The sequence below is a fragment of the Spongiivirga citrea genome, from assembly GCF_010671565.1.
In the GTDB taxonomy this organism is placed as follows: Bacteria; Bacteroidota; Bacteroidia; order Flavobacteriales; family Flavobacteriaceae; genus Spongiivirga; species Spongiivirga citrea.
Genome location: NZ_JAABOQ010000004.1, coordinates 558,152 through 583,620, shown reverse-complemented (window position 1 = coordinate 583,620; position 25,469 = coordinate 558,152). Strand labels below are relative to the sequence as shown.

The 25,469-nt window shown below is 36.5% G+C and carries 21 protein-coding genes; 11 read left to right on the top strand and 10 right to left on the bottom strand.

Annotated features, from left to right (window positions below; genetic code table 11):
- Positions 1 to 2 precede the first annotated feature (2 nt).
- The gene (locus GWK10_RS18640) at positions 3 to 1,115 is read right to left on the bottom strand and encodes a sensor histidine kinase (protein WP_164032597.1); all 1,113 of its coding nucleotides are present in this window, start codon (positions 1,113 to 1,115) and stop codon (positions 3 to 5) included.
- Between the two features lie 253 nt (positions 1,116 to 1,368).
- Positions 1,369 to 2,805, bottom strand: coding sequence for an amidohydrolase (locus GWK10_RS11945; RefSeq protein WP_164032596.1), 1,437 nt, complete (start codon positions 2,803 to 2,805; stop codon positions 1,369 to 1,371).
- Between the two features lie 204 nt (positions 2,806 to 3,009).
- Between GWK10_RS11945 and GWK10_RS11940 the strand changes: the two genes are divergently transcribed.
- Positions 3,010 to 3,930 carry a hypothetical protein gene (locus GWK10_RS11940; protein ID WP_164032595.1) on the top strand — a complete coding sequence of 307 codons (921 nt, stop codon included), beginning with the start codon at positions 3,010 to 3,012 and terminating at the stop codon, positions 3,928 to 3,930.
- 141 nt (positions 3,931 to 4,071) lie between these two features.
- Here GWK10_RS11940 and GWK10_RS11935 read toward each other — a convergent pair whose 3' ends face one another.
- The 3 genes from GWK10_RS11935 to GWK10_RS11925 form a co-directional block, all read right to left on the bottom strand.
- Positions 4,072 to 5,766: an alpha-amylase family glycosyl hydrolase gene (locus GWK10_RS11935; protein WP_164032594.1), complete on the bottom strand. Its 1,695-nt coding sequence runs from the start codon at positions 5,764 to 5,766 to the stop codon at positions 4,072 to 4,074.
- A gap of 189 nt (positions 5,767 to 5,955) precedes the next feature.
- On the bottom strand, positions 5,956 to 6,714 hold the full coding sequence (locus tag GWK10_RS11930; protein WP_164032593.1) for a carboxypeptidase-like regulatory domain-containing protein: 759 nt from the start codon (positions 6,712 to 6,714) through the stop codon (positions 5,956 to 5,958).
- A 123-nt stretch (positions 6,715 to 6,837) separates the two neighbouring features.
- The gene (locus GWK10_RS11925) at positions 6,838 to 8,571 is read right to left on the bottom strand and encodes a DEAD/DEAH box helicase (RefSeq protein WP_164032592.1); all 1,734 of its coding nucleotides are present in this window, start codon (positions 8,569 to 8,571) and stop codon (positions 6,838 to 6,840) included.
- 189 nt (positions 8,572 to 8,760) lie between these two features.
- Between GWK10_RS11925 and GWK10_RS11920 the strand changes: the two genes are divergently transcribed.
- Entirely contained in the window at positions 8,761 to 9,189 is a 429-nt protein-coding gene (locus tag GWK10_RS11920; protein WP_164032591.1) for a hypothetical protein, read from the top strand.
- Between the two features lie 11 nt (positions 9,190 to 9,200).
- Here GWK10_RS11920 and GWK10_RS11915 read toward each other — a convergent pair whose 3' ends face one another.
- The gene (locus GWK10_RS11915) at positions 9,201 to 9,689 is read right to left on the bottom strand and encodes a hypothetical protein (RefSeq protein WP_164032590.1); all 489 of its coding nucleotides are present in this window, start codon (positions 9,687 to 9,689) and stop codon (positions 9,201 to 9,203) included.
- Between the two features lie 152 nt (positions 9,690 to 9,841).
- Positions 9,842 to 10,555 carry a YebC/PmpR family DNA-binding transcriptional regulator gene (locus tag GWK10_RS11910; protein ID WP_164032589.1) on the bottom strand — a complete coding sequence of 238 codons (714 nt, stop codon included), beginning with the start codon at positions 10,553 to 10,555 and terminating at the stop codon, positions 9,842 to 9,844.
- Positions 10,556 to 10,789: 234 nt separating this feature from the next.
- Here GWK10_RS11910 and GWK10_RS11905 point away from each other — a divergent pair, with 234 nt between their 5' ends.
- Positions 10,790 to 13,243: a S9 family peptidase gene (locus GWK10_RS11905; protein WP_164032588.1), complete on the top strand. Its 2,454-nt coding sequence runs from the start codon at positions 10,790 to 10,792 to the stop codon at positions 13,241 to 13,243.
- A gap of 137 nt (positions 13,244 to 13,380) precedes the next feature.
- On the opposite strand, the gene GWK10_RS11900 is transcribed toward GWK10_RS11905, so the two are convergent.
- Both GWK10_RS11900 and GWK10_RS11895 read right to left on the bottom strand, forming a co-directional pair.
- Positions 13,381 to 14,715 carry an ABC1 kinase family protein gene (locus GWK10_RS11900; protein ID WP_164032587.1) on the bottom strand — a complete coding sequence of 445 codons (1,335 nt, stop codon included), beginning with the start codon at positions 14,713 to 14,715 and terminating at the stop codon, positions 13,381 to 13,383.
- A 9-nt stretch (positions 14,716 to 14,724) separates the two neighbouring features.
- Positions 14,725 to 15,384 (bottom strand): TetR family transcriptional regulator C-terminal domain-containing protein, encoded by a 660-nt coding sequence (locus GWK10_RS11895; RefSeq protein WP_164032586.1) that lies wholly within the window; start codon positions 15,382 to 15,384, stop codon positions 14,725 to 14,727.
- Between the two features lie 236 nt (positions 15,385 to 15,620).
- On the opposite strand from GWK10_RS11895, the gene htpG reads away from it, so the two are divergent.
- The 3 genes from htpG to GWK10_RS11880 all read left to right on the top strand — a co-directional run bounded on the left by htpG (position 15,621) and on the right by GWK10_RS11880 (position 19,675).
- Positions 15,621 to 17,507 carry a molecular chaperone HtpG gene (htpG, locus tag GWK10_RS11890; protein WP_164032585.1) on the top strand — a complete coding sequence of 629 codons (1,887 nt, stop codon included), beginning with the start codon at positions 15,621 to 15,623 and terminating at the stop codon, positions 17,505 to 17,507.
- Between the two features lie 127 nt (positions 17,508 to 17,634).
- A complete protein-coding gene (locus tag GWK10_RS11885; RefSeq protein ID WP_164032584.1) occupies positions 17,635 to 19,017 on the top strand; it encodes a hypothetical protein in 1,383 nt (460 codons plus the stop codon).
- 25 nt (positions 19,018 to 19,042) lie between these two features.
- Positions 19,043 to 19,675: an MOSC domain-containing protein gene (locus GWK10_RS11880; protein ID WP_164032583.1), complete on the top strand. Its 633-nt coding sequence runs from the start codon at positions 19,043 to 19,045 to the stop codon at positions 19,673 to 19,675.
- Positions 19,676 to 19,787: 112 nt separating this feature from the next.
- Here the strand turns inward: GWK10_RS11880 and GWK10_RS11875 are convergent, their stop codons facing one another.
- A complete protein-coding gene (locus GWK10_RS11875) occupies positions 19,788 to 21,407 on the bottom strand; it encodes an aminopeptidase P N-terminal domain-containing protein (protein WP_164032582.1) in 1,620 nt (539 codons plus the stop codon).
- A 166-nt stretch (positions 21,408 to 21,573) separates the two neighbouring features.
- Here GWK10_RS11875 and gcvT point away from each other — a divergent pair, with 166 nt between their 5' ends.
- The 5 genes from gcvT to GWK10_RS11850 all read left to right on the top strand — a co-directional run bounded on the left by gcvT (position 21,574) and on the right by GWK10_RS11850 (position 25,401).
- Positions 21,574 to 22,656, top strand: a complete 1,083-nt coding sequence (gcvT, locus tag GWK10_RS11870; RefSeq protein ID WP_164032581.1) for a glycine cleavage system aminomethyltransferase GcvT — start codon at positions 21,574 to 21,576, stop codon at positions 22,654 to 22,656.
- A 3-nt stretch (positions 22,657 to 22,659) separates the two neighbouring features.
- Positions 22,660 to 23,505: a sugar nucleotide-binding protein gene (locus GWK10_RS11865; RefSeq protein WP_164032580.1), complete on the top strand. Its 846-nt coding sequence runs from the start codon at positions 22,660 to 22,662 to the stop codon at positions 23,503 to 23,505.
- 72 nt (positions 23,506 to 23,577) lie between these two features.
- Positions 23,578 to 23,868 (top strand): 4a-hydroxytetrahydrobiopterin dehydratase, encoded by a 291-nt coding sequence (locus tag GWK10_RS11860; protein WP_164032579.1) that lies wholly within the window; start codon positions 23,578 to 23,580, stop codon positions 23,866 to 23,868.
- A 299-nt stretch (positions 23,869 to 24,167) separates the two neighbouring features.
- Entirely contained in the window at positions 24,168 to 25,178 is a 1,011-nt protein-coding gene (locus tag GWK10_RS11855; RefSeq protein ID WP_164032578.1) for a 3-oxoacyl-ACP synthase III family protein, read from the top strand.
- Between the two features lie 37 nt (positions 25,179 to 25,215).
- Complete coding sequence (locus GWK10_RS11850; RefSeq protein ID WP_164032577.1) at positions 25,216 to 25,401, top strand: hypothetical protein; 186 nt, start codon at positions 25,216 to 25,218, stop codon at positions 25,399 to 25,401.
- Positions 25,402 to 25,469: the final 68 nt, after the last annotated feature.

Here is a 25,469-nt window from a genome sequence, read left to right as displayed (position 1 = left end):
TGTTAAAAAATTATGGTGAACGTAGTGCCTTCATCAACAGTACTGTCAACGGCGATACTACCTCCTAATGATTCAATTTGATTTTTGGTAATAAATAATCCTACACCTTCCGCATCATCGTTATAGTGGAAGGTTTTGTACATCCCGAAAATTTGATCCCCATACCTAGACAGATCGATACCCATACCGTTATCTTTTACAACCATAAAGGATTGTTCGTTTTGGGTAAATGTTTTAATGTGTACCTCGGGTTTTCTGTCTGGATGTTTATATTTCACTGCATTCGTCAACAAATTTAGCATAATACTCTCCATATAGGCGGGTACATAATTAATGCTATCTAAACCAGAAAAGTCGGTAATGATTTCTGCTTTTTGGTTGGCAATTATTTGTTGTATTGAGGTTACAACTAGCAGATATGTGTCTTCAAAACGAACTACTCTTTTTTCCTGTTTGCTGTTGGTTTGAATGGTAGCTACTTCGTTTAAATGTTCAATCGTTTTATTAAGACTGTCGGAAACCCCCTTAATGTTGCTTAACATTTCCATTTTCTCCTCCACCGTATTTAGGCTGTCCAATAAATGCGTAATTAGCTGTAAATTGCTCGTTTGACTGCGAAGATTATGCGATACGATGTAGGCAAAGTTTAGCAGTCTACTGTTTTGAGACGTTATTGTTTCTACAGAATTTTGAAGGGCAAACTCTTTTTGCTTGACGTCATCAATATTTTGAAACACGCCCTGTACTCCAATTTGTTCATTATCTCCATTTAAAACTGGTTTTCCAATGGCTCTTGCCCAAAACTCGGTGCCTTTGAAGGTGACCATTTTAATCTCGACATCAAACTCTTTTCCTTTTTTGTAGCAATCAAAAAACAGTTTGGCGGCATAGTCGCGATGCTCCTCAGCATAATGAGAAAGTCCACTTTCCACAGCAGGGATAAAATCGAGTGGAGCTTCAAGAATTTCATAGGTAATATTATTCCAAAAAGCCTCAAACTTTTGCGTATCAATGTACCAAGAACCTGTTTTGGTAAGTTCTGCTGTTTCCTTTAAATAAAAGAATTTGTCGATAGGCTCGGCTTTACCAGGGGTATTACTGGCTTCTTTTTTCATAGGCATTAGATTTAAGGGTACTACAAGTACTTATCAACTAGAAATACCACAAAAAATAATCGTCTAACAGATATGTTATTGCTTTTATCAGCAGTGTTTTAGGCCCTAAGGCTTGTGAATTAATGAGATTTTAAGTCTATTTAGTTTAAAACGCCCGATCTCAATAATAGTAGCCTTTATAAATAATATCTCGATACAATTTTTAGCTGCCTTAGTGCTTTTTTAAAAATCACATCGAGATAACGCTCCAAAATTAGTTGGAACCAACTGGTGGTGGTCCTTCAGGAATGATGCTTTTATAAACAGTATTTCCTTTTCTTTTTTTGAATTCATCTTTCACTCGTTTTAGGAGTTTAGGATTTTCAAACAAATCGACCATTGTCATTCCTAGTGCATTACTTGCTTGCACCATGCCTTTATGTCCAATTGACATTCCACCACATGCTACAACCGCCCAACTATGCCAAGGTGTATCTTTAGGGGCGACAGTGGCTCCCATTCGTACTACTGGAACAACCCAGCTAACATCGCCTACATCCGTAGACCCTCCACCTGGGTTTTCTAAGGTTTCTTCTAGCGGATTGATAGCACTGTCCATACCTACTTGTTTTTTACCGGTCATTTCTTGAATTTTCTTTCCGAAGGCTTCTTCTTCTGGTGTATAGCTAATGGCGCCTAGCATTTCAAGGTTTTTTTGCATGGCCTCGCCACCTGAACGATTCACTAAAATCTCATAAATACCAGATACCAATGAAATTTTATAATCTGTATTTGCCATAATTGCAGCACCTTCGGCCATTTTTTGCACACGTTCATACACCGGCATCATTCCTTCTCTTTTTGTATCTCGTACTCGAACCCAAATTTTTGAATAATCCGGTACAACATTAACTACTTGCCCACCATCTTGAATGTGATAATGAATACGAACTGTTGGTTTAATATGCTCGCGATAGTAGTTAATTCCTGTAGTGTATAGTTCTAAGGCATCCGACGCACTGCGACCATTCCAAGGATCGGCAGAGGCATGTGCAGCCTGTCCGTTGAATTCTACTACAAAATCAACAAGTGCCAGCGTACTTTGCACATCAGCTTTTGTAGTAGCTGATGGATGCCAATCCATAACAGCATCTACGCCATCAAAAAGTCCCGCTTTTACCATCCATATTTTTCCAAAGAATTTTTCTTCAGCTGGAGTGCCATAAAACTTGACGGTTCCTTTTAATTTTCCTTGTTCGATCAATTCTTTTACAGCAATTGCTGCACCAAGACTTCCCGTTCCAAATAAGTTATGACCGCAACCGTGACCATTTCCGCCCTTGACTAGTGGATCTTTGGTTGGTTTCGCTTTTTGAGAAATTCCTGGTAGGGCATCAAATTCCCCTAAAATACCAATGACAGGACTGCCGCTGCCATAGGTCGCCACAAATGCAGTAGGCATTTCAGCGACACCTCGTTCGACCGTAAATCCGTTTTTTTCTGCAAAATCAGCTAGTAATTTAGATGATTTATCTTCTTGAAATGCGATTTCTGCAGCCTCCCAAATTTGATCACTTATTGAGATTAACTCAGCTTTATGGTTTTCAACCGATTGCTTGATCGCTTTTTTATTCTTTGTCCATTTTTGTGCGAAAGTGGTAGTGCACACACTTATCAATAAACAAACTGCTAGAATACTTTTAAGTTTCATTTGTTGGTTTTTGGTTATTGATTTAAAAGTACGAAATAAAAAGAGTTGTTGACAACGAATCAAAAAGTTTGAATTGGATCTTTTCTAATTGAACGAATTGGTTTCTAGGGGTATTTTTCCCCTATCTATAAAATAGGTGAGAATTTCTGTTAACCTTCTTAAAAAGTGAACCATTAAAGAGTATAACATAAAAACATACATATTATGAAAACTAAATTTTTATCAATTGCTTTAATGGTTTTTGGCTTTTTATTTGCCACTGCAGGAACTCCATTAAACAATTTTAATGGAACATGGAAAAATGTGAATGCTCGCACTAGAGGAATTACTAAAGTAATTATCTCTGGTAATGGCGCTTCGCCTTATTTACAGATATTTGGTAGTTGTAGTCCAAAAGATTGTGATTGGGGAAGGAAAAAATCAACTGCTTATTCAAATTCAGTAAACGGCAATGTTCGGAGCAACTCAGAGTATCTTTCTGCCGATTTTTCTCAAGGTTTTGCTAATCGTAAGGTATTAGTTAAGATGTCCGGTTCTACAATGGTTGTTACAACTTTTACTACTTTTAAGAATGGAGATAGAAGGTCTAATTATGCAACAACTGAAAAGTTTAAAAAAGCTCCTCGAATTAAATTGCCAAGTCCTACAATTACTACTTGTGCAAAGGAAGATCTTTTAAGCCTGAACCCAAAAGGAAGTTTAAAGGTGAAAAAGAACTCAAAAGGAACCTATTCTGTAGTGCAAGGAAGTAGATATCTATTCTCAGCTCCAAATGTAAAGGAAGCTAATCAGATTATTAAAATTGTAAGACGCTATGGTTTTAATAGCAGTGGTTTTGTTGGTCGACCTGATCCTAGTTTTACATATCAACTCTGTAACAAAAGAGCATCGAATGTAAAACCTCTTAAAAGCGAAGATATTATCGCATTCGACCCTTCTAAAGTAAAAGTTTCGTTTGTGAGAAACCGTTGGAAAATTGTTGAAGGGAATCACTACATTTTTGATTTCGGAAAAAGTAAGAAAGAAGCAGAAGAAGCACTTTGTATTATTAAAAAGTACAAGTTTAATGGAGTAGGCTATGTTGGAAGACCTAATGCGTCTTTTCAATACATGGTTAAGAGATAAGTAATTGAAATCTTATTTCCTGTGCTAAATAAAAAACGCAATCTTAGACGATTGCGTTTTTTTGTATTAAGACTATCCCGTCAAACAAGGTTGAGACCTTTTTCAAGTGTTCTCTACTGCGCTCGAACCGACAATATCTTTTTATTCTTTAGCCTCCAAAAGTACAACCTCAAATGGGCTTTTGAAGCTTGCTTTACCATTTGCTACAGTAACATCCGCACCTGAATAATGATCTTTTAAAACAGTTCCATCTTCAAAAACGCCGCCGAGATCAATGGTTTTTTGAGATGCTTTATTGTCTAAGCTAATCACTACTTTGTCTTCAAATCCGTCTTTTTTTAGTATTCGCTTAAAGGTATATGGAGCTTGGCTAATCATGCTATGATCTCCAGCACCAATAGCAATATGCTTTCTTCTGAATTGCCCTAATTTTTGGTAGTGCGTTAATAGTTTTTTCGTATCGGAATTACTTTCGATATCTTCCCAATTCATAAACGAACGTAGGGTTGCATCGCCTTGCGCACCTTCAACAATTAAGGTTCTGGCCGATTCATCACCGTAATATACTTGACTTGCACCGGGACTTAATAGGAGTTTAGTTGCCGCTTCAAATGTTCTACTTCTATCCGCATCATAGGGTTGTCCATCATCATGACTTGTTAAATAGTGTAGTACACCAAACTGATTAAGAGTGCCTTTTAACATTGTATCATATTTTGAAAAAATGGTTTCGTAATCATTTTGTGCATCGTACTTAAATTCAAAATTGATCAGGCTATTGAATCCGTTTGCAAAAAAGTCAACTTTTTTGTCCCCAAAATCGAAAGCCCTTCCCGCACTAGCTCCGTAATTATATACTTCTCCTACCATATAAAATGGCATATCGTCTAGCACTTTTGATGGATTGTCTTTTTTCCACTGCGCAAAACTAGCATCGCATACTTCTCTAAATTCGCTCCAAACATATTCTTCAGTATGTTTTACGGTATCTACCCGATAACCATCAATGCCGTGATCGGTAACAAAATCTGCCAACCATTTCATAATGTAAAAACGTGCCGCTCTAGGGTAACCTGTGCGCTCAAAAAATGCATCTAATTCGGCAACTTCGGAATCATAACGACCTTCTTTTTTCCATTTTGCCACTAATTGTGGAGGCAGTTCTACTGCTTCATTACTTTCGGTTTTGATATCAGGTAAATTGTCTACTAGTTGACATGTAATGGTGTTTTCATAGGTGGTAAAACCACATTTTTCATTGGTGCGAACCCAAGCTTCAGACCATGCAGGATCAATAGTGGTAGCTGGTCCTGTATGGTTAATAACTGCATCCATTAAAATGCGAATTCCGTTTGCATGGGCCGTTTCAACCAATTGATGTAACTCTTCATCAGTTCCAAAATTAGGGTCTAATTTTGTCCAATCTTTAGTCCAATATCCATGAAAGCCATAGGTGTTGCCTGTTCCTTCATCAACAGAACTATGTACCTGCTCTACAACAGGTGTAAACCAAATGGCATTAATGCCAAGATCATTAAAATAACCTTCTTCGATTTTTTTTGTGATCCCAACAATGTCACCTCCCATAAATCCGCGTAGGGTGGCTGTTTCTTTCGTTCGATCAAAATTGATGTCATTTTTAGTATTTCCATTGTTAAAACGATCCGTTAAAAGGAAGTAAATATTGGCGCCTTTCCAAAAATCTGGAATCGGATTGACAGACTTACCCGTCATATCTTTAACAGTAATGGTTTCGTTTTTTGCAGTTGATTTTTTTTGATCGCAAGCCATTAATAGCAGTGCTGAGGCCAGAATTACCAGAGGTTTTTTAAACATGTCTTGAGTTGTTTGAATATGAGCTTTAAAGTTAGAAAAAGCGCAGCATATTCAAGCACTTTGTTTTAAATGAAATAAAAGGAAAGGCGACCCTAGTACTACAACGTTTGAGATGGTGAATCAGGGTAGGTTAAATTGAAAAACAGTTGTGAGTTAGAACGAAAAAACTGGGCGAATTATTCTAGAAATTTACTTTCTGTTCAATACTTTGAACTCTTCATAACATTCCGACAAGGCATCCAATATTTGTAAATCGTTTGCAGTGGAGATGAATGATTTTGAATAGTTGCAATGTTGTAAAATCTCATCAAGATCATTGCGTTCGAGCTCTAAGATCTCTAACAAAACTTCACGATCAAATTTGGTTGTAAGGAGATTCCGTATTTGATCCTCCTCTTGCATTTTACGAAGTTTTCGTAATTGCTTGGGTTTTTTACCAAACATATTATGAAGTAAATCCGCCGGATTAAAAATTGCACCAAGGACTCGTGTAATAGCTCCTGGCGAATAACTGCCAGCTTCGTATCCTGTAGGTAAACCAGAAATACTATATCGATAATTGCGCTCTACCGGAACATATTTATTGTCAATTTCTAGATACCCTGTTAATTCAAAAGGCTGAAGGATAACTTCTTCTAGTGTATAAGCAAGTTCAGTAAGTTGAATTTTAGTGCCAGGATTTTTAAGTAGATCATTTGTCACCCGAATTTTAATCGATTTAAAACCAAGATAAGAGAAAAACAAAGTGTCATTAACAGCTGCCGGAATACTAAAATCTCCTTTATCATTAGTAATAGTACCAATAACACGATTTAGATTTAGTACGTGCACGTTTTGCAAAGGAGAATCATCCTCTGCATTGATAATATTTGCTTTTACATCGCCTTCTTGAGCGAAGCTTACAATACTTATCAAAAAACAGCTAAAAAAGAGTAAAAATTGCTTCATTTGTCAACTTAGTCGTAAACCGGAAGAAAACTTTTACTCTTCACGGCTATTTGTTGCTAAAAATAACAAACAATAGGTAAAGGTAGCGAGTTTATTGGGTATTTAAGAGTTTATTTAGAAAAACTAACGACGAGACCTTCCTTTAAATCCACCTTTGTTACTACTTGATGATCTACGTTTACCTCTAAAATCTTTTTTACCTTTAAAATCTCCATCTCTTCGACCTTTAGACCGACTTCGATCTCGGTCTCTACGTCTTCCGCCGCCGCCAGAACTTGAAACTTCAACATTTACAAAACGGCCATCTACTTTAAAGTCATTGAATTCAGCAAGTACTTTGTCTTTATGCTCGGTATCCGTATTAAAAAATGAAAATTTCTCTTTTACATCAACCTTGTAAACAGCATCTTTTCCTAGCCCAAGTTTTTCTTTTAAGAAATCTTTTAAGCTCATCCAGTTGTAACCATCCTTCGTACCTATATTAATGAAGTAGCGTGTAGATTCTCCGCTTTCCTCCATTGCATCTGCTTTGGCATTTAAGTTGAGGTTTTTCGAGTTTTTGTAGTAGCTAATGAATCGTGTAAACTCAACAGAAACCAATTTTTTAATTAATTCATCGCGATCAAGACCTTCTAACACCTCGTGTATTGCCGGTAGATAAGGATCAACATCGTGATTAACCTCTGTATTCTTTATTTTGTTTGCAAGGTGGAATAACTGTACCTCGCAAATCTTCTCTGCAGTAGGGATTTCCTGAGCGGTAAACTTCTTCTGGATAATTCGTTCTACCGTTTTAATCTTTCTTAATTCACTTTTAGAAACGATCACCATCGATACACCGTTTTTACCAGCACGACCGGTACGGCCACTTCGATGGGTGTAGGTTTCTATTTCATCAGGCAGTTGGTAGTTAATTACGTGTGTAATGTCGTCAACATCGATACCACGAGCGGCAACATCGGTTGCTACTAGCATTTGTATTTGTCTAGTACGGAATGACTTCATCACGATATCACGCTGATTTTGACTTAAATCACCATGTAAAGCACCAGCGTTGTATCCGTCTTCAATTAATTTTTCGGCAACTTTTTGTGTATCACGCTTTGTACGACAAAATATTACTGAAAATATATCGGGATTTCCATCCGCTAATCTTTTTAAGGCAGAATATCGATCTCTTGAATTCACCAAGTAATACTCGTGAGATACGTTTTTGCTTCCTTCGTTTTTAGTTCCTACTGTAATTTCAAAAGGATCATACATGAACTTTTTGGCAATAGTAGAAACCTCTTTTGGCATTGTTGCAGAAAACAACCAAGTGCTTTTATCATCAGGTGTATGCGATAGGATAGAAGTAATATCTTCATAAAACCCCATATTCAGCATCTCATCTGCCTCGTCTAAAACGCAATATTCAATTTTAGAAATATCAACTAAACGACGACTGATCATATCTTTCATACGGCCTGGAGTTGCCACAATAATTTGTGCTCCTTTTTTAGCTGATCTTGCTTGATCAGTAATGCTTGCACCACCATAAACAGCAGTCACGTTTAGGCCTTTTAGGTGTTGACCATAAGTCTTCATTTCTTGGGTAATCTGTAAACATAGTTCTCTTGTAGGAGAAAGTATCAAACCTTGCGTAGTTCGACTATCTACATCAATTCGGTGAAGCATAGGGAAACCAAATGCCGCGGTTTTACCAGTACCTGTCTGGGCAAGGGCGACCATATCGGTATCTTTTTCCAGTAAAACGGGAATTGCTTTTTCTTGTACTTCTGAGGGATTAATAAATCCCATGTCATCAATGGCTCTTAATAAATCATTATTAAGGCCAAGCTCTTTAAATGTTATCATAAAAAATGCTTTACGCAAATAAGAGTGCCTGTAGGACCACGTAAAACAATTTCAGAAGGGAGTCCTTTTTAGCACATGCTATACCAGCGGCTATTATTTCAAGGCGCAAAAGTAATGTTATTAAATTGATTAGAAGGTATATGTGTGATTTTTGTTTTAAATTAGTAATGAAACTAATAATCAGACGCTATGCGTAAAAAACTAGACCCCAATAAGCTAAAAGTTTTGCAGCTCATACATGTCTCTTTAATGGCTGGGGTAGTGCTTTTTACTGGTTTCGTAATCTACACTTCTGAGGAATTTACATTTGATTTTGATTTGCATGAACCCTTCAATTGGGTTGCTGTGTTTTTGGCGGTTGTCGGCTATTTTATGGGAGTCACCCTATTCAATAAAGCGCTTTCAACTATGGAAAGAACAACAGATATCGATGTTTTTTTTGAACGTTTTATGACTGCCCATATAATACGAATGGCATTTTTAGAAGGTCCGGCACTCTTCTCTGTCGTAGTTTGTATGATGACAAACAGTCAATTTTTATTGATACTTACCGGATTTATATTGGTTATTATGTACGCTTATTTTCCTACCGAAGATAAGATCGCTGGATATATGTAATAGTGTGTTAATCAGATTTTTTTCACCTTCGTTTCCGGATCCTCTTTCTTCTTGGTATTACCAGGAAAGACTAAGGTTGTACTACTGTAAGATCCACCGAAAGTTAAGTTGGCATAGTATACTTGGCTAAGTGCATCCACCACTTGTTCTTCAGTGAGTTCTTTTAAAGGATGAATAAAAACCGACCACATATATTCATCAGAAATCGCATATTTTACATCAAGTGCAGTATGATAATTGGCAACAAGGGCGTTTTTAAGTTCCGTTTCCTCCAGTTTTCCTATTTCCGCAATCGGGGAGATGATTCGCATTCTGTTTGCGTTTTCATCAGTTACGCAAATTAGCAAACGATCTTTGTAAAGCATTTGCCATTGATTACCATTGGATTGTAAACTATCAGATTCTCGTTTCAGAATAATATCGAGTTTGGTATTATCCATTTGTGCAGATGCAAAAACGGTTACAAATAGAAATAGAAAAGAAAAAACGCTACGAGCCATAATTGTTTGTTTTAGCTATAAGTCGCAGTAAGGTAGTAAAACAAACAGGGACGTAGTTATTTTTTAATCTTCAGGTGAAGGGGCCGCTTTAAGATGTAATCTTATTTTGGAAAGGTTAGACTACCGACTGCTATTGTCAACTGATTACTGAATTAAAGTTCCTCCATCGTATGATATACATTCTGCACATCATCATCTTCTTCAATCTTTTCTAGCAGTTTTTCAACATCTTCCTTTTGCTCTTCAGTAAGTTTTTTAGTGACTTGGGGAATACGCTCAAATCCAGAAGATAGAATTTCAATCTCTCTAGATTCTAATTCTTTTTGAATTGCACCAAAGCTTTCGAATGATCCGTAGATTAGAATTCCGTCTTCATCTTCAAAAACTTCTTCGGCACCAAAATCAATAAACTCTAATTCTACTTCCTCTGCATCAAGACCTTCAGCGTTAATACGGAAGTTGCATGTACGATCGAACATAAATTCTACTGATCCTGATGTACCTAAACTACCATTACACTTATTAAAATAACTTCTAACATTGGCTACAGTTCTTGTGTTATTATCGGTAGCAGTCTCTACCAATACAGCAATACCATGTGGTGCATAGCCTTCAAAAACCACTTCTTTAAAATCACCCTGACTTTTATCGCTCGCACGTTTAATAGCACGTTCGATATTATCTTTAGGCATATTTACTGACTTGGCATTTTGAATTACAGCGCGTAAACGAGAATTAGAATCAGGATCAGGTCCTCCTTCTTTTACTGCGATCACAATATCCTTGCCGATACGAGTAAAGGCTTTGGACATTGCAGACCAACGTTTCATTTTACGTGCTTTTCTAAATTCAAATGCTCTTCCCATAATCAAGTAATTTCAACTATCTACAAAAATAGAAATCCGTTGGTATTTGACAAATTGATATTAAAACGAATACCAGAAGCAATCAATGTTAATGTTGGCTGCGTTTAACAGTATGTTCACAGTCTTTTAGGTGAATTTTCACTTTCTTTGAGTAGGTACGTTCCTAGTAGCAAGTTAGTTAACCAAATATTGCTAAAATGTATCTGGGCAATTAATTAATCAACCTAAAATACCATGAAAAAAACCATCTTATTTATCCTGTTCTTAGGATTCATTTCTTTTGTTTTCGGCCAAGAAAACCTGAACTATCAAAAACCTTCCAAAGAAATCTTAGACCTTGTTGATTCTCCTTTGGCACCCCGTGTTTTACTCGATACCAAGAGTGAGAATATGATATTGTTGTATCGAGATGCCTATAAAAGTATTGATGAACTTTCTGAAACCGAAATGCGCTTAGGTGGATTGCGAATTAACCCTACAACAAATATCGGCAGCAGGACCACCTATTCAAATAATGTTAAGGTAAAACCTGTGAATGCAAAAAACGCCATTCAAATAACGGGTTTACCTCAAAATCCGAGATTGGCCAATTTTAGCTGGTCCCCTGATGAAACGAAAATTGCACTTACGAACACTACTTCTTACGGAGTTGAAGTTTGGGTATTAGATATTAAAACTGCCTCTGTAAAGAAGTTAACGGAAGCTAAAGTAAATGCGAATTTACGTGATGTGATTAACTGGTTTGATGATAGCCAAGCGGTTCTTGTAAAAATGTTGTCTTCAGAACGAAAAGCATTAATCAATACAGCACAAACTATTCCCTCTGGGCCGACTATATCAGTAAATGATGGAAAAAAAGCACAGAATAGAACCTATCAAGATCTATTAAAAAACCCAAATGATGAGCATAACTTCGAACAGTTAGCATTGTCAGAACTCTATAAAGTTGATTTAAATGGAAATGCAAAAAAATGGATGGGGAGTAATATGTATGGGAACATCAGTTTTTCACCAGACGGAAATTATGTAATGATTTCTATGGTTAAAAAACCGTTTTCATATCTCGTTCCTTATCGCCGGTTTCCATCAGAGACAACCATTTATTCAAGTAAAGGAGATAAGATACAAACGGTTTCAGAAGTTCCTTTAATTGAAGATCTTCCTAAAGGCTTTATGGCAAGTAGAAAAGGTAGACGTAATTTATCATGGCGATCGGATAAACCGGCTTCGCTTGTTTTTGCAGAAGTTTTGGATGGTGGAGACCCTAAAAATGAAGTGCCGTTTCGCGATGAGGTATTTCAATTAGACGCACCTTTTAATGGAAACCCAAAGAGTCTTTTAAAAACAGTTGGTCGATTTAGCGGAATTCAATGGGGAAATGATCAAGTGGCTGTAGCCTATGATTATTGGTGGAACACAAGAAATACAAAAACCTATGTTTTCAACCCTTCTGATGCTTCAAAGAAAGCCAAGATTATTTCGGATAGAAATTACCAAGATGTTTATAGCAATCCTGGAAATTTTGTTTCAAAGAAAAACAAATACGGTTCATACTCTCTAGCACTAAAAGGTAATTCAGCTTTTCTTTTGGGCGATGGCTATTCCGATAAGGGACAATTCCCGTTTGTAGATCAAATGGATTTAACTACCAATAAAACCAAAAGACTTTATCAATCTACATATACCGATAAGATTGAAAATATTAATAATTATGATGTAGATAAGAACCGATTATTAGTTCGGATAGAGTCAAAAAATGAATATCCGAACTACTTTTTCAGAGATGTAAAAAAGAAAAAACTAAAGCAAATAACGGATTTTGAGAATCCCTTTAAAAGCATGCAGAATGTGCATAAAGAAGTTATCACTTATAAAAGGGATGATGGACTTGAACTAACTGGCACATTATATTTACCTGTGGGATATGATAAGGGTAAAAAAGAGAAAATGCCAATGATTTTATGGGCATATCCTCGGGAATACAAAGACAAGAGCAGTGCTTCGCAGACTACTCAAAACCCAAATGAATTTACATATCCATACTGGGGATCGCCTTTATACTGGTTGACAAAAGGCTATGTGGTATTAGATGATGCCGCATTTCCAATTATCGGTGAAGGTGATGAACAGCCTAACGATACCTTTAGAAAGCAGTTGGTTGCAAATGGCCGTGCAGCAATTGACGCAGTTGAAGCCTTAGGATATATCGACAGGAATAAAGTAGGGGTCGGCGGCCATAGCTATGGCGCATTTATGGTGGCAAATTTATTATCACATTCTAATGATTATGCTGCGGGAATTGCACGAAGTGGGGCCTATAATCGTACGCTAACTCCATTTGGATTCCAAAGTGAAGAGCGCAGTTATTGGGAGGCACCTGATGTTTATAATACGATGTCCCCTTTTATGCATGCCGATAAGATGAAAACCCCGCTACTGTTAATTCATGGTCAAGCCGATAATAATTCTGGGACTTATCCACTGCAAAGTGAGCGCTATTTTAACGCATTAAAAGGATTAGGAGCGACAGCGAGGTTAGTAATGTTGCCTAAAGAAAGCCATGGGTATCGTGCTAAAGAGAGTATACTTCATATGCTTTGGGAGCAAGATCAGTGGTTGGAGAAATACGTTAAAAATGCTGGTAAACTAAAGAATGAATTGGAGATGAAACCTACTAAAGAAAAGTAGCGAATAAGCATTATAGTAAAAGCCATTTTCTAAGCAGAGGATAGCTTTTTATTATGAGCAAAAAGAGAGCGCACCAACCACGATGCGCTCTACAACCTAACCAATAAATAAACAAACCAATTAAGGTACTCTTCTTCCTAGGCTACTTTAGCCTTAGGCGTATTTTTTAAATATTTTCTAAAATCGTTTACTTGTACTTCTGCCTTCAAGTCATGCAGTAAATTGAATAAACCAAAAAACGTTCTATTCATATACAAAAAGTGCTTAGAACCTCGTCCAGCATCCATTTTTCTCAACTTAGCATCGTTTTGAAACTTGTCACTTAAACTTGCAATTCGATTCCAAAATGTTTCATCTCCAAAGTCGAAGGTTTCATGAGCAAATGGGGAGGTGAATAAGCTAATCATTTCGTTGAAAATCTCCGAAAAGAAAGCTAATTCTGCGGACGTGTCTTCTTTCCGGAGGATCTCCAACTTGAACATGTTTTTGTTAAACAACTCCTTGTTATTAATATTTTCGGGTGATGATAACTCAAAGTAGGGCTCATAAAAATCTTCTGGTATCTGTTTAATACAACCAAAATCAATTGCTATTAATTCATGAGTATCGTTCACCAAAAAGTTTCCTGGGTGCGGATCGGCATTTACGGCCTTCAAGCCATGCATTTGAAACATATAATAGTCCCATAGTGTCTGGCCAATTTTGTTCGCAGCTTCTTGGTCCTCGTTTTTTGAACAGAACTCTGATAAGTGTTCGCCATTCATCCAATCCATTGTTAAGATTCTGTGGTTACTTAATTCAGGATAGTAAGATGGAAATTTAATATTATCTATAATCGAACAATCTTCTGCCATTTGTTGACTCTGCCTTAGCTCCAAAACATAGTCAGTTTCTTCTAAAAGCTTTTGTTCGACTTCACCGAAGTATTTATCCGATTCCTTTCCCTTGATATTAAACATCTTTTTGGCAACAGGTTTTACCATTGCCAGATCAGAACTGATACTTTGTGCCACTCCGGGATATTGAATTTTCACAGCAAGTTTTTTCCCATTCTTAAATGCTTGGTGCACCTGTCCGATGCTAGCAGCATTAATAGATTGAGTGGCAAAAGTATCGTATAAGTTTTCCGGGTAATCACCGAAATATTTTTTAAATGTCTTACGCACTAAGGGTGCAGATAAAGGTGGTACAGAAAATTGGGAAAGCGAAAAGCGCTCAACATATGCTTCCGGAAGTATGTTTTTTTCCATACTCAACATTTGCGCTACTTTAAGTGCACTACCTTTTAGGTTTTTTAAACCATTGTAAATGTCCTCAGCATTGTCCTGATTTAATTGTTCCTTATCTAGGGAAGGCTTTACAACCTTATTTCCGTAATATTTCAAATAGTTACCGCCCACTTTTATTCCCGTCTTTACTAGCTCAGTAGTACGACCAATTTTAGAAGTAGGTATTTTATCTATTGTTTTCATTTGTAACTATTAGATCATGCGTTCTTTCCACAAAAACTTTCCGAGATCAATAACTGAATCGATTGTACTGGTATCAAAAAGATCAAAAACCGTTCTAACAGATTTTTCAATAGCCGCATCCGTTTTTTCGAAACCTGCTGAACTATCATTTATCCAAAACTGTAATAAGAATAATAATTGAACCCAAGCGCCTTCGGAAAACAAACTAACCGGTTGTTTTGTTATGCGTAATTGCTTCTCATCATTTGCACTTTCGATCAATTCGCCAGCGAATTCTTTTACCTTTTTTCGAAGAGTACTTAATTGCTTAGCATTTTTGAGCATTTCCTTAATTGGGGAAAGCTCAAAAAGAACATAACTCCTATTGGCAGTCAACATCTCAAAGAAGGTATAATAGAATGTGAGCATTTTATCTTTATTGCTCATACTCTCGTAGTTCGAATCCTTGTGAGCTAAATCTAAAGTCACATCATAAAAACGCTCCCATATTCTACTTTTTAAAGACTCAAATGACCCAAATTTTTTATAAAAATCGGCTTCATTTATCTTCTGCTCTTTGCAAAATTTATAAATGGATTTTGGAGCATGTTCATTCTCCAAAACAAACTCCATGTACATCGTTATGATGTTATCTTCTGTGTTAGTCTTATTTGCTTTCCTTGTGGCCATAAATAACGGTTTCACTCAAAGTTAGCAAATTGTTTAAGTTTTTCAGTAAATGTTTAAACAAATAATATGTTAAAGTTTATAGACCTAAATTGATCTGACTAAAACCCTTTATCGACAGGCTTTTTAGAGGTTTTTTGAAATTGACAAAAAAGATGTCAGTTTGTCACATTAAACAGAATGGTACTTTTTTTGACTATTGGAAGACATAAATCAAGTTAAAAAAGAAAATTACATCCATGGCAACAGGAAATATTAATGTAGCGGTTGAAAACATTTTTCCGTTAATAAAGAAGTTTTTATACAGTGATCACGAGATATTTTTACGTGAATTAATATCCAATGCAACTGACGCAACTTTGAAGCTTAAACACCTTACAAATATGGGTGAGGCGAAGGTTGAATACGGCAACCCTTACATAGAGATCAAAGTAGATAAAGAAGGTAAAAAACTTCACATTATTGATCAAGGTTTAGGAATGACCGAAGACGAAGTGCAGAAGTACATCAATGAAGTTGCATTTTCAGGAGCCGAAGAGTTTTTGGATAAGTATAAGGATAAAGTTGATGATGCAGGTATCATAGGTCATTTTGGCCTTGGTTTTTACTCTGCTTTTATGGTGGCAGAAAAAGTAGAAATCATCACCAAATCGTTTAAAGATGAACCAGCTGCACATTGGACCTGTGATGGTTCGCCACAGTACACTTTAGAAACAACAGATAAAAAAGATAGAGGTACAGAAATTATCTTGCATATTGCTGAAGATTCTACTGAGTTTTTAGAAGATGCTCGAATTACTACCCTACTAAATAAGTACAACAAGTTTATGCCAATCCCAATTAAATTTGGGATGAAGACGGAAACACTACCAAAGCCAGAAGACGCTAAAGAAGAAGATCCGGCACCTACTCAGGAGGTTGATAATATTATCAATAACCCGAATCCTGCATGGACAAAGCAACCAGCAGATCTAAAAGAGGAGGATTACAAATCGTTTTACCGCGAGTTGTATCCGATGCAATTTGAAGAGCCGCTTTTTAATATTCATTTAAATGTCGATTATCCGTTTAATCTAACGGGTATTTTATACTTCCCGAAGTTGGGTAACGATATGAATATTCAAAAAGATCGTATTCAGTTGTATCAAAACCAAGTGTTCGTGACTGATAATGTAGAAGGTATTGTTCCCGAGTTCTTGACAATGCTTCGCGGAGTTATCGATTCTCCCGACATTCCTTTGAATGTTTCAAGATCATATTTACAAGCTGATGGTGCGGTAAAGAAAATATCAAGCTACATCACACGAAAAGTGGCTGACAAATTGAATTCACTATTCAAAAACAATCGTGAGGATTTCGAACAAAAATGGAATGACATTAAGGTTGTAATTGAATATGGAATGCTATCTGAAGAAAAATTCTTCGAAAAAGCTGACAAGTTTGCATTGTATCCAACAGTAGATGGTAATTATTTCACTTTTGAAGAATTACAAGAAAAAATTAAAGATGCGCAGACTGACAAAGACGGTAAAACCGTTATTTTATATGCATCTAACAAAGATGAACAACACCAATATATTGAAGCTGCAAAAGCAAAAGGATACGAAGTATTGTTGTTAGATTCACCGATTGTAAGTCACCTGCTTCAAAAACTGGAAACTAGTAAGGAGAATATCTCATTTGCTCGTGTAGACGCCGACCATGTTGACAACTTAATTAAGAAAGATGAAACTGTCATCTCCAAGCTTTCTGATGAAGAAAAAGATAAGGTAAAAGGACTTGTTGAAGAGGTAGTCGCAAAAGAAACTTACACTGTGCAAGTCGAGGCAATGGATAGCGAAGCAGCACCATTTATTATCACCCAGCCAGAGTTTATGCGTCGTATGAAAGAAATGCAACAAACTGGTGGCGGTGGTATGTTTGGTATGGGAAATATGCCAGAAATGTATAACTTGGTCGTGAACAGTAATCATGTATTAGTAGGCGAAATACTAAACACCAAAACCAAGAAAAAGCAAGAGCGATTGGTAAAGCAGTCCCTAGACTTGGCACGTTTAAGTCAAGGTTTATTGAAAGGAGAAGAGCTTACTGAATTTGTAAAACGTAGCTATGAGATGATAAAATAGTCAACTGTTTTATCATTTTCGCTAGTACTAGAATATAAAAACCGTTTTAGAATTTAATCTGAAACGGTTTTTTTTGTAGCAAAACTTTTCGACGCAATACTTATATTGCAGCCCTTTATAACTAACTATGACATCTAAAGAACCTTCTAGTAATGCTTTTAAAAAATGGCTTGATTTACTACAGCAGGAAAGCTGGCAGTTAGAGCTTCTAATTTCTGGTTTTTCCATTTTTGGTCTTTTTCAGCTTATAGATCCGGTTTCAAAAACCGGAGCCTTAGCAGCGAGTGAAGATAAGATGTTCCTAATATTTTTAATTGGTGGCGTATTTTCTGCAATATGGATTTGCATTATCAATTTATGTATTCATGTAATTTTAAGAGGTCTATGGGTCGGAGCTTTAGGTTTGCGCTATGTTTCGGGAGATATAGAGTTCGATGAATTAAACTACCACAAATGGTTTGATCGATTCTTGAGAAAAAAAATCAGATCGTTTGATCATTTTATAAGCCGACTTGAAGACTATTGTAGTATAATGTTTGCGGTTGCATTTTTATCCATATTTTTTGTGATTTCCTTCTTTTTCGTTCTTGCGCTAATGTTCATAGTAGGAACGGCTATTGGAAAGAACGACTTTCCAGAATGGATCGAGTGGACAGGTATTGGGGTTATGTGGATTATTGGTCTTTCGATGTTTTTTACATTTCTTGATTTCCTAACGCTGGGTTTCTTTAAACGCAAAAAATGGATCGCTGTTTGGTATTACCCAATGTATAGGTTGTATAGTGTTATTTCATTTTCTTTTTTATATCGCGCTTTAGTTTATAATTTTTTGGATAGCAAGTTCAGCAGACGAATTTTCAGAATGCTATTACCAGTTTATATTATTTTGATGTTTCTTTCATCTATCGATTACCAAGGGTCTAGATATTTCAATACCATTGATGAGGATAATGTCAGCATGAGATCAGCTTTTTTTGCGACTACCCATAATTATGAAGATCAACTCCTTGAAGAGGATGAATTGGTCAGAAATGTATCTATACCTTCGAAACAGATAAAGGAAAATGCAATGCCTTTGTTTATTTTGTTTAAGGAAGAAGTAGAAGATGATTTAGTAAAGGTTTTTACTGAACTCGAACTAGAAAACGATATCCGTGGAATTGCATTTGAAGGTTTGGTTTCTATAGGCCAATCAGCTGATAGTATTACGAAATCGAAATTGCCAATGTATCTAGAAAAACTGCAGGAGTTTTATAAAATTGAGATTGATAGTGTGCGATACAAGCCGGAGTTTGTTATTTCAAAAAACAAAAAGAAACAGCTCGGTTTTGAAACTGTGCTAGATCTACAAAGTCTGTCTAGGGGCAAACATGTTTTAAGAGTATCACGTAAGGCGATTAAAATAGTCAGAATACCAAAAGAAAAGCGCACAGACCCAGAAGTTAGAAGTAAAGATAGTATCATAAATAAAAACCTAACCGCAATCCCATTCTGGTATTATCCCGGTTAGCAACTGATTTTCGTATTTTTAAAATATGAAAGTCATCTCAACCAATATTGCCAAACCAACGCTTATTTCTTGGCGTGGAAAACAAGAAAAAACGGGGATTTATAAAAAGCCTGTATCCTCTATTTTCTTAGAAAAGGAAGCAGTCAAAGGAGATGAGATAAGCAATAGAAAGGTGCACGGTGGTGAGTTCAAAGCCTGCTATTTGTTCTCGTCTAAACATTATCAATACTGGAAAGAACGTTACCGTGATTTAGATTGGGAGTGGGGCATGTTTGGTGAGAATCTTACTATTGAAGGTCTTGACGAAAATGAAATTTTAATCGGTGATATATACAAAATAGGAGATGCACTTGTACAAATAACACAACCTCGTGAACCTTGCTATAAGTTCGGAATTAAGTTTGGGGACCAAAAGGTGCTACAAGAATTTGTCGATCACGGTTATCCAGGGACCTATGTGCGGGTTTTAGAAGAAGGCGAAGTAAAACCAAACGACGAAATGACATTAGTAGAACGCTCAAAACACCCAATTACCACAAGACAGTTTTTTAGTTTGCTTTTTAAAGCTCCCAAAGATCAAGAATTGATTAAGATTGCTATCGAAAATGATGCATTACCACTATACAAGCGAGATCGGTTGAAGGTGTTTTTGGAATGAATAAGCTGGCTTGAACCCTTCCGCCCTACAGGCACCTTCCTTTGAGAAGGGAAGGAATTTCTTTTATTTTTTTGGAATTTGGAATTTCGAAAATTGCAATTTTATTACCAGCTTAATCCAAACTCGGTAACTCCAACTTACTAAGTACACTTTTTTGCTTCATTAATTTCTCAATCTCCTCCGACTTTCTAGGCGCCATTGCTGATAGGTTGACTGGTCCGTTGTCAGTAATCAAAATATCATCTTCAATACGTACTGCAATGCCCCACCATTTTTTATCACAAGGACTACCATCGGGAATATAAATTCCTGGTTCTACTGTAATAACGGTATTTGCCTTGAATGCTCCATATGTTCCGGGATCGTGTACATCTAAGCCAAGATAATGTGAAGTGCCATGAGGAAAATAACGGTGTTTTGCATCGGCAGAAGCTATGATACCTAATTTGGCCAATCCTTCGTTTATAACGTCTCGAGCAACTTTACCTGGAGCGCTGAATGAACCACCTACAACACTTACCTTGATACCTGCTTCTTGCGCATCATAAACAAGATCGTAAATGGCTTTCTGTTCTTCAGTAAACTTTCCATTTGCCGGAATTGTTCTCGTAACATCGGCTGTATAACCGTGATATTCTGCGCCAAGGTCCATGAGTACTAGATCTTGCCCCACTTCGGTTTTGTTATTTTCGATATAATGTAAAATACAGCCATTATTACCTCCACCTACAATAGAAGGATAGCCCTCATATTCCGCGCCGTATTTTTTGTAAATGAATTCGTGAACACCCTGAATTTCTGTTTCACTCATATTCGGGTGCATGGCTTTCATAATTTCTATTTGTCCTACTGCAGAAATTTCGATTGCTTTTTTAAGCAATACCATTTCTTCCGGAGTTTTCACTTCACGAAGTTGGCCAGCAATACTATTGAAGGTATCTGTATCGAACTTGTCAGAAGCAAGTTGTAACTTCATTTTTTGTTGAAGCTCTTTTCTTGCTGCATCGTCTTTTGCGTTTGTAAAATCGACTAATAATTGATCGTCCTTTAGTTCTGCCATTTGTTCCATTGCAGCTTTTAGTCTAGGAACTAGGTTTGAACTATTTTCAATAGGTGTAGCGTCTATGGTGCTATAAATACGCTTACTCATTGAACTCATTTGATTAGCACTTGAATACCCCGACTGCTCCTTAAACTGTGTAATCAAGTCAAAAAGATCCGCACTACCGCGTGCATCTCGAACGTCATTTTGAAGAGTGGGCATTAAGATTTTATCAAATTTCGTGAGGTCAACTGGTAAATTTTTAAACGAACTACCGCTCGCCACATTATCAAAACCTAACTTATTTTTAACTCCGTCGACACCTAAACGTCTGCCATCCCATTGCTCTCTTGCAGCATTGCGTTCACGAGCGAAAATCATTTCGTTTACGGTCCCATTTTCTGTTTCTTGGTCTTCAGAAAAAATTAGTAAAACAGAATGCGGTTCGTTATATCCCGTTAGATAGAAAAAATTAGGATCTTGATGATAAACATAGTCCACATCGTTAGACCGGTTACGTACAGCATTAGCAAAAACAACAGCAACACTATTTTTGGGCATTAATTTTCTAAAGGCTTCACGTCTTTCTTTGTGAAATTCCTTTTTTAGATAGTCGGTTGGTAATTTGTCCTGAGCTGTGCCTAGATTAAAGGTTAGAATTAGACAAAAGATGCTTAAAATGGTGCGCATTAGTAAAGTAATTTATTTATTAAGTTGATATCCAAAAATACAATTATGGTAGTACTTTAATAAAGGGTTAACATATAATTATTAAAATGTGGTGTAGAATAAAAAAAGAAGCACATTAAATTTCAATATTTTTGCGTCAAATTCTAATCACACAACCAAGGTACAAATGAAGAATATTGCATTAAACGATACGCATGTTAAATTAAACGCCAAGATGGTTCCTTTCGCAGGGTTCAATATGCCTGTTTCATACGAAGGTGTCAATGTCGAGCATGAAACAGTTCGCAATGGTGTTGGAGTGTTTGATGTCTCTCATATGGGCGAGTTTTTAATTGAAGGCCCTGAAGCGTTGAATCTAATTCAAAAAGTGACGACAAATGATGCATCTAAGCTAACAGTAGGCAAAGCACAATATAGCTGCCTGCCAAACGATAAAGGTGGCATTGTTGACGATTTGATTGTATATAGAGTTAAAGAGGAAACCTATTTGTTAGTAGTGAATGCGTCAAATATTGAAAAAGATTGGAATTGGATATCTCAGCACAATACAATGGGAGCTACAATGAAAGATTTATCGGAGGATTATTCTTTATTGGCAATACAAGGCCCTAAAGCCGTTGAGGCAATGCATTCGCTAACATCAGTAGATCTTTCAGCTATAAAATTCTATTCGTTTGAGGTGGCAGATTTTGCGGGAATCGATCATGTAATTATTTCGGCAACGGGATATACAGGTAGTGGCGGTTTTGAAATTTATTGTAAGAATAGCGAAGTACAGCAAGTATGGGACAAGGTTTTTGAAGCAGGTGCTGACTTTGGAATCAAACCAATCGGACTTGCAGCTAGAGATACATTGCGCTTAGAAATGGGATATTGTTTATACGGTAATGATATTGACGATACGACCTCACCTATAGAGGCCGGATTAGGTTGGATTACCAAAAGCACAAAATCCTTTATTAATGACGAAGAGATTTTAAAGCAAAAGGAGCGCGGTACTGAAAGAAAACTAGTTGCTTTTGAATTAAATGATCGTGGAATTCCGCGTCAAGGATATGATATTGTCGATAGTCAAGGCAGAAAAATTGGAAACGTAACATCAGGTACAATGAGCCCTTCGATGGGAACCGGAATTGGTCTTGGTTATGTGCCATCTGTCTTTACCGATGTCGGATCACAAATTCATATTCAAATAAGAAAAAATGCAGTTCCTGCGACCGTGGTAAAACTTCCATTTTATAAAAAGTAGTATTTGGCAACAAGAAAACGGCAACCAGCTCAAAAAAAGAAAATTCTCATTTTAGGGGGCAGTGGCTTTTTAGGAAATGCTATCTATAAGGAGTTGTGTAACTACTTTGATACCTACGCTACTTATTTCTCGGCTAGAAAAAGCTTTGAGAATAACAAGCAGTTTTTCCATTATGATCTAGCGGAGGATGATGTTATAGAGATTGTATCTCAAGTAAAACCTGATGTCATTATTTCTTGCCTTAGAGGCAGCTTTGCAGGACTAATAACTGCTCATATGCATTTGGCTGATTATGTGATGCAACATCGTTGTAAGCTTATTTTTCTATCATCAGCTAATGTATTTGATGCCTATAGCCAGTATCCTTCTTATGAATTAGATAAAACCTTATCCGAAAGTGTTTACGGCCGTTTAAAAATTAAGATAGAGAACATGCTTATGCGAATGCCAAAAAGCAAAATGGCTATATTAAGGGTACCAATGGTATTTGGAGGTCAGTCACCTCGCATAAAAAAGATAAGACAGCAGTTACATTTAAAAGAACCGATTGAAGTTTTTCCTAATCTGGTTTTGAACACGACTACTGATGATAAGCTTACCCAACAAGTTCATTATATCGTAAATAGAAATAAATCAGGAATTTTTCATTTAGGAAGTACTGATCTGATGCATCATGATGAATTGATAGCTGAAATAATTAAAAAGCTGGGAAATCATCATCCAATATTTAAACGGGTGTATACCACAAATAATGAACGTTATTTAGCAGTACTACCAAAAGATAACTTATTACCCAAGAATCTGCAAATAAATAATCAGCAAGTAATTGATTCTGTTTTAGTTAAGTAGCGATGTTGTATGTGGTAGATCTATAAATGATAGTGATTTTTTTGTATTTTTAAATAACTAAAACCACTAACTATGAAAAAGCTTAGTTTCGATGCTATTGAAAAACAATTGCTAGGATACCCAGACTGGGAATATAGAGACGATTGTTTAACCACCTTATTCGAGTTTGAAAATTTTAAAGATGCTTTTGGCGCAATGACTCGAATCGCATTTGAGTGTGAAGCGCATAACCATCACCCCGATTGGTCGAATTCTTACAATAAACTCTCTATTACCCTTACTACTCACGATGCCGGTGGAGTGACACAGAAAGATTTGGATTTAATGGTCGCTATTGAGCAAATCGTTGAAGAGGAAGAGTGATTTCAGTTAGCAGTATTCAGCCCTCAGTCTGCAGCAGGTTAATTTCCTCACGACTTATAGGGAATGATCTACTCAGTTTTTAAGTTAAAACGCTATTTCTTCATGTTCTTGGAACTGGGAGTAAATCTTATAGATAACAACGCCAGTTTTCCAATAATTAATCAAACCCAAAACTGCCGTATTGCAAACTGAATACTACTGACTAAACTACTATGCATGCATACAATAAGGGTGGCATTTATTTTATAAGAAAACTCAGATTACCTAAATTGCCCGTCATACAAAAATTGATTTAGTATATGTATAATTCGAAAATTGCAGGGCTGGGATATTATGTACCTGAAAATGTGGTAACAAACGATGATCTATCTAAGATTATTGACACTTCTGATGAGTGGATTCAAGAAAGAACTGGAATAAAGGAACGTCGCCATGTAGCAAAAAATGGAACTGATACCACTTCAAGTATGGGAGTGGAAGCTGCAAAAATTGCAATTGAACGAGCTGGAATTCATAAAAACGAAGTCGACTTTTTAATTTTCGCCACTTTAAGTCCAGATTATTATTTCCCTGGCCCAGGCGTTCTTGTACAACGTGATCTAGGGTTGCCTACAATCGGGGCTTTAGATATCAGAAATCAGTGTTCTGGTTTTGTATACGCTATCTCAATTGCTGATCAGTATGTGAAAACTGGTATGTATAAAAACGTTTTGGTAATTGGTTCAGAAGTACACTCGCGTGGATTGGATATGACCACTCGAGGTCGAGGTGTTTCTGTTATTTTTGGTGATGGTGCTGGTGCAGCAATTATTAGTCGGGAAGAAGATAATACCAAAGGAATTTTGTCAACGCATATGCATAGTGAAGGACAGCATGCTGAGGAACTTTCTGTAATTGCACCTGGAATGGGTAAACGATGGGTGACCGATATTTTGGAGGATGATGATAAAGATGATACTTCGTATTTCCCTTATATGAACGGACAATTCGTATTTAAGAATGCTGTAGTTCGTTTCAGTGAAGTGATTATGGAAGGTCTACAAACAAACGGTCTGGGTCCAGATGATATAGATATGTTAATTCCTCATCAAGCAAACCTTCGTATTTCTCAATTTGTACAGAAGAAATTTGGACTTAGTGATGATCAAGTCTACAATAATATCATGAAATATGGTAATACTACAGCTGCTTCTATTCCTATAGCGCTAACTGAAGCTTGGGAGAAAGGGAAGATCAAAGAAGGTGATACAGTAGTTCTTGCCGCTTTCGGCAGCGGATTTACATGGGGAAGTGCTATTATTAAGTGGTAGGGCTAGCTAACTTGTAAATTCAATTTAGTTTTAAAGAATGGCCGTAAATAACAGACCAAAGAAAGATATAGGCTTAATGATTGCTTCTGGTGGAATCATTATCATAGGAATCGTAGGAATGTTTTTTGACCTTACTTATGGGAGTATTGGGATATTTGTTGGTATAGGTCTATTCATAATGGGTTTATTAGGTGATAAACCGCTAAAAAGAGGTGAAAGTTAAGTAGCATATTGTTCGCAATATTTTCTTTTAAGAAGACAAGTACCCAAATTAAAACGAACTCCGACGTT

Excerpts from the sequence above, each read along its gene's own strand:
- GWK10_RS11880 (WP_164032583.1), top strand. The coding sequence starts at position 19,043 with ATGAAAGTCATCTCAACCAATATTGCCAAACCAACGCTTATTTCTTGG.
- GWK10_RS11895 (WP_164032586.1), bottom strand. The coding sequence starts at position 15,384 with ATGGCCACAAGGAAAGCAAATAAGACTAACACAGAAGATAACATCATA.
- GWK10_RS11900 (WP_164032587.1), bottom strand. The coding sequence starts at position 14,715 with ATGAAAACAATAGATAAAATACCTACTTCTAAAATTGGTCGTACTACT.
- GWK10_RS11860 (WP_164032579.1), top strand. The coding sequence starts at position 23,578 with ATGAAAAAGCTTAGTTTCGATGCTATTGAAAAACAATTGCTAGGATAC.
- gcvT (WP_164032581.1), top strand. The coding sequence starts at position 21,574 with ATGAAGAATATTGCATTAAACGATACGCATGTTAAATTAAACGCCAAG.
- GWK10_RS11915 (WP_164032590.1), bottom strand. The coding sequence starts at position 9,689 with ATGGCTCGTAGCGTTTTTTCTTTTCTATTTCTATTTGTAACCGTTTTT.
- GWK10_RS11925 (WP_164032592.1), bottom strand. The coding sequence starts at position 8,571 with ATGATAACATTTAAAGAGCTTGGCCTTAATAATGATTTATTAAGAGCC.
- GWK10_RS11935 (WP_164032594.1), bottom strand. The coding sequence starts at position 5,766 with ATGTTTAAAAAACCTCTGGTAATTCTGGCCTCAGCACTGCTATTAATG.
- GWK10_RS11945 (WP_164032596.1), bottom strand. The coding sequence starts at position 2,805 with ATGAAACTTAAAAGTATTCTAGCAGTTTGTTTATTGATAAGTGTGTGC.
- GWK10_RS11910 (WP_164032589.1), bottom strand. The coding sequence starts at position 10,555 with ATGGGAAGAGCATTTGAATTTAGAAAAGCACGTAAAATGAAACGTTGG.
- GWK10_RS11930 (WP_164032593.1), bottom strand. The coding sequence starts at position 6,714 with ATGAAGCAATTTTTACTCTTTTTTAGCTGTTTTTTGATAAGTATTGTA.
- GWK10_RS11855 (WP_164032578.1), top strand. The coding sequence starts at position 24,168 with ATGTATAATTCGAAAATTGCAGGGCTGGGATATTATGTACCTGAAAAT.
- GWK10_RS11850 (WP_164032577.1), top strand. The coding sequence starts at position 25,216 with ATGGCCGTAAATAACAGACCAAAGAAAGATATAGGCTTAATGATTGCT.
- GWK10_RS11885 (WP_164032584.1), top strand. The coding sequence starts at position 17,635 with ATGACATCTAAAGAACCTTCTAGTAATGCTTTTAAAAAATGGCTTGAT.
- GWK10_RS11920 (WP_164032591.1), top strand. The coding sequence starts at position 8,761 with ATGCGTAAAAAACTAGACCCCAATAAGCTAAAAGTTTTGCAGCTCATA.
- GWK10_RS11940 (WP_164032595.1), top strand. The coding sequence starts at position 3,010 with ATGAAAACTAAATTTTTATCAATTGCTTTAATGGTTTTTGGCTTTTTA.
- GWK10_RS18640 (WP_164032597.1), bottom strand. The coding sequence starts at position 1,115 with ATGAAAAAAGAAGCCAGTAATACCCCTGGTAAAGCCGAGCCTATCGAC.
- GWK10_RS11905 (WP_164032588.1), top strand. The coding sequence starts at position 10,790 with ATGAAAAAAACCATCTTATTTATCCTGTTCTTAGGATTCATTTCTTTT.
- GWK10_RS11875 (WP_164032582.1), bottom strand. The coding sequence starts at position 21,407 with ATGCGCACCATTTTAAGCATCTTTTGTCTAATTCTAACCTTTAATCTA.
- htpG (WP_164032585.1), top strand. The coding sequence starts at position 15,621 with ATGGCAACAGGAAATATTAATGTAGCGGTTGAAAACATTTTTCCGTTA.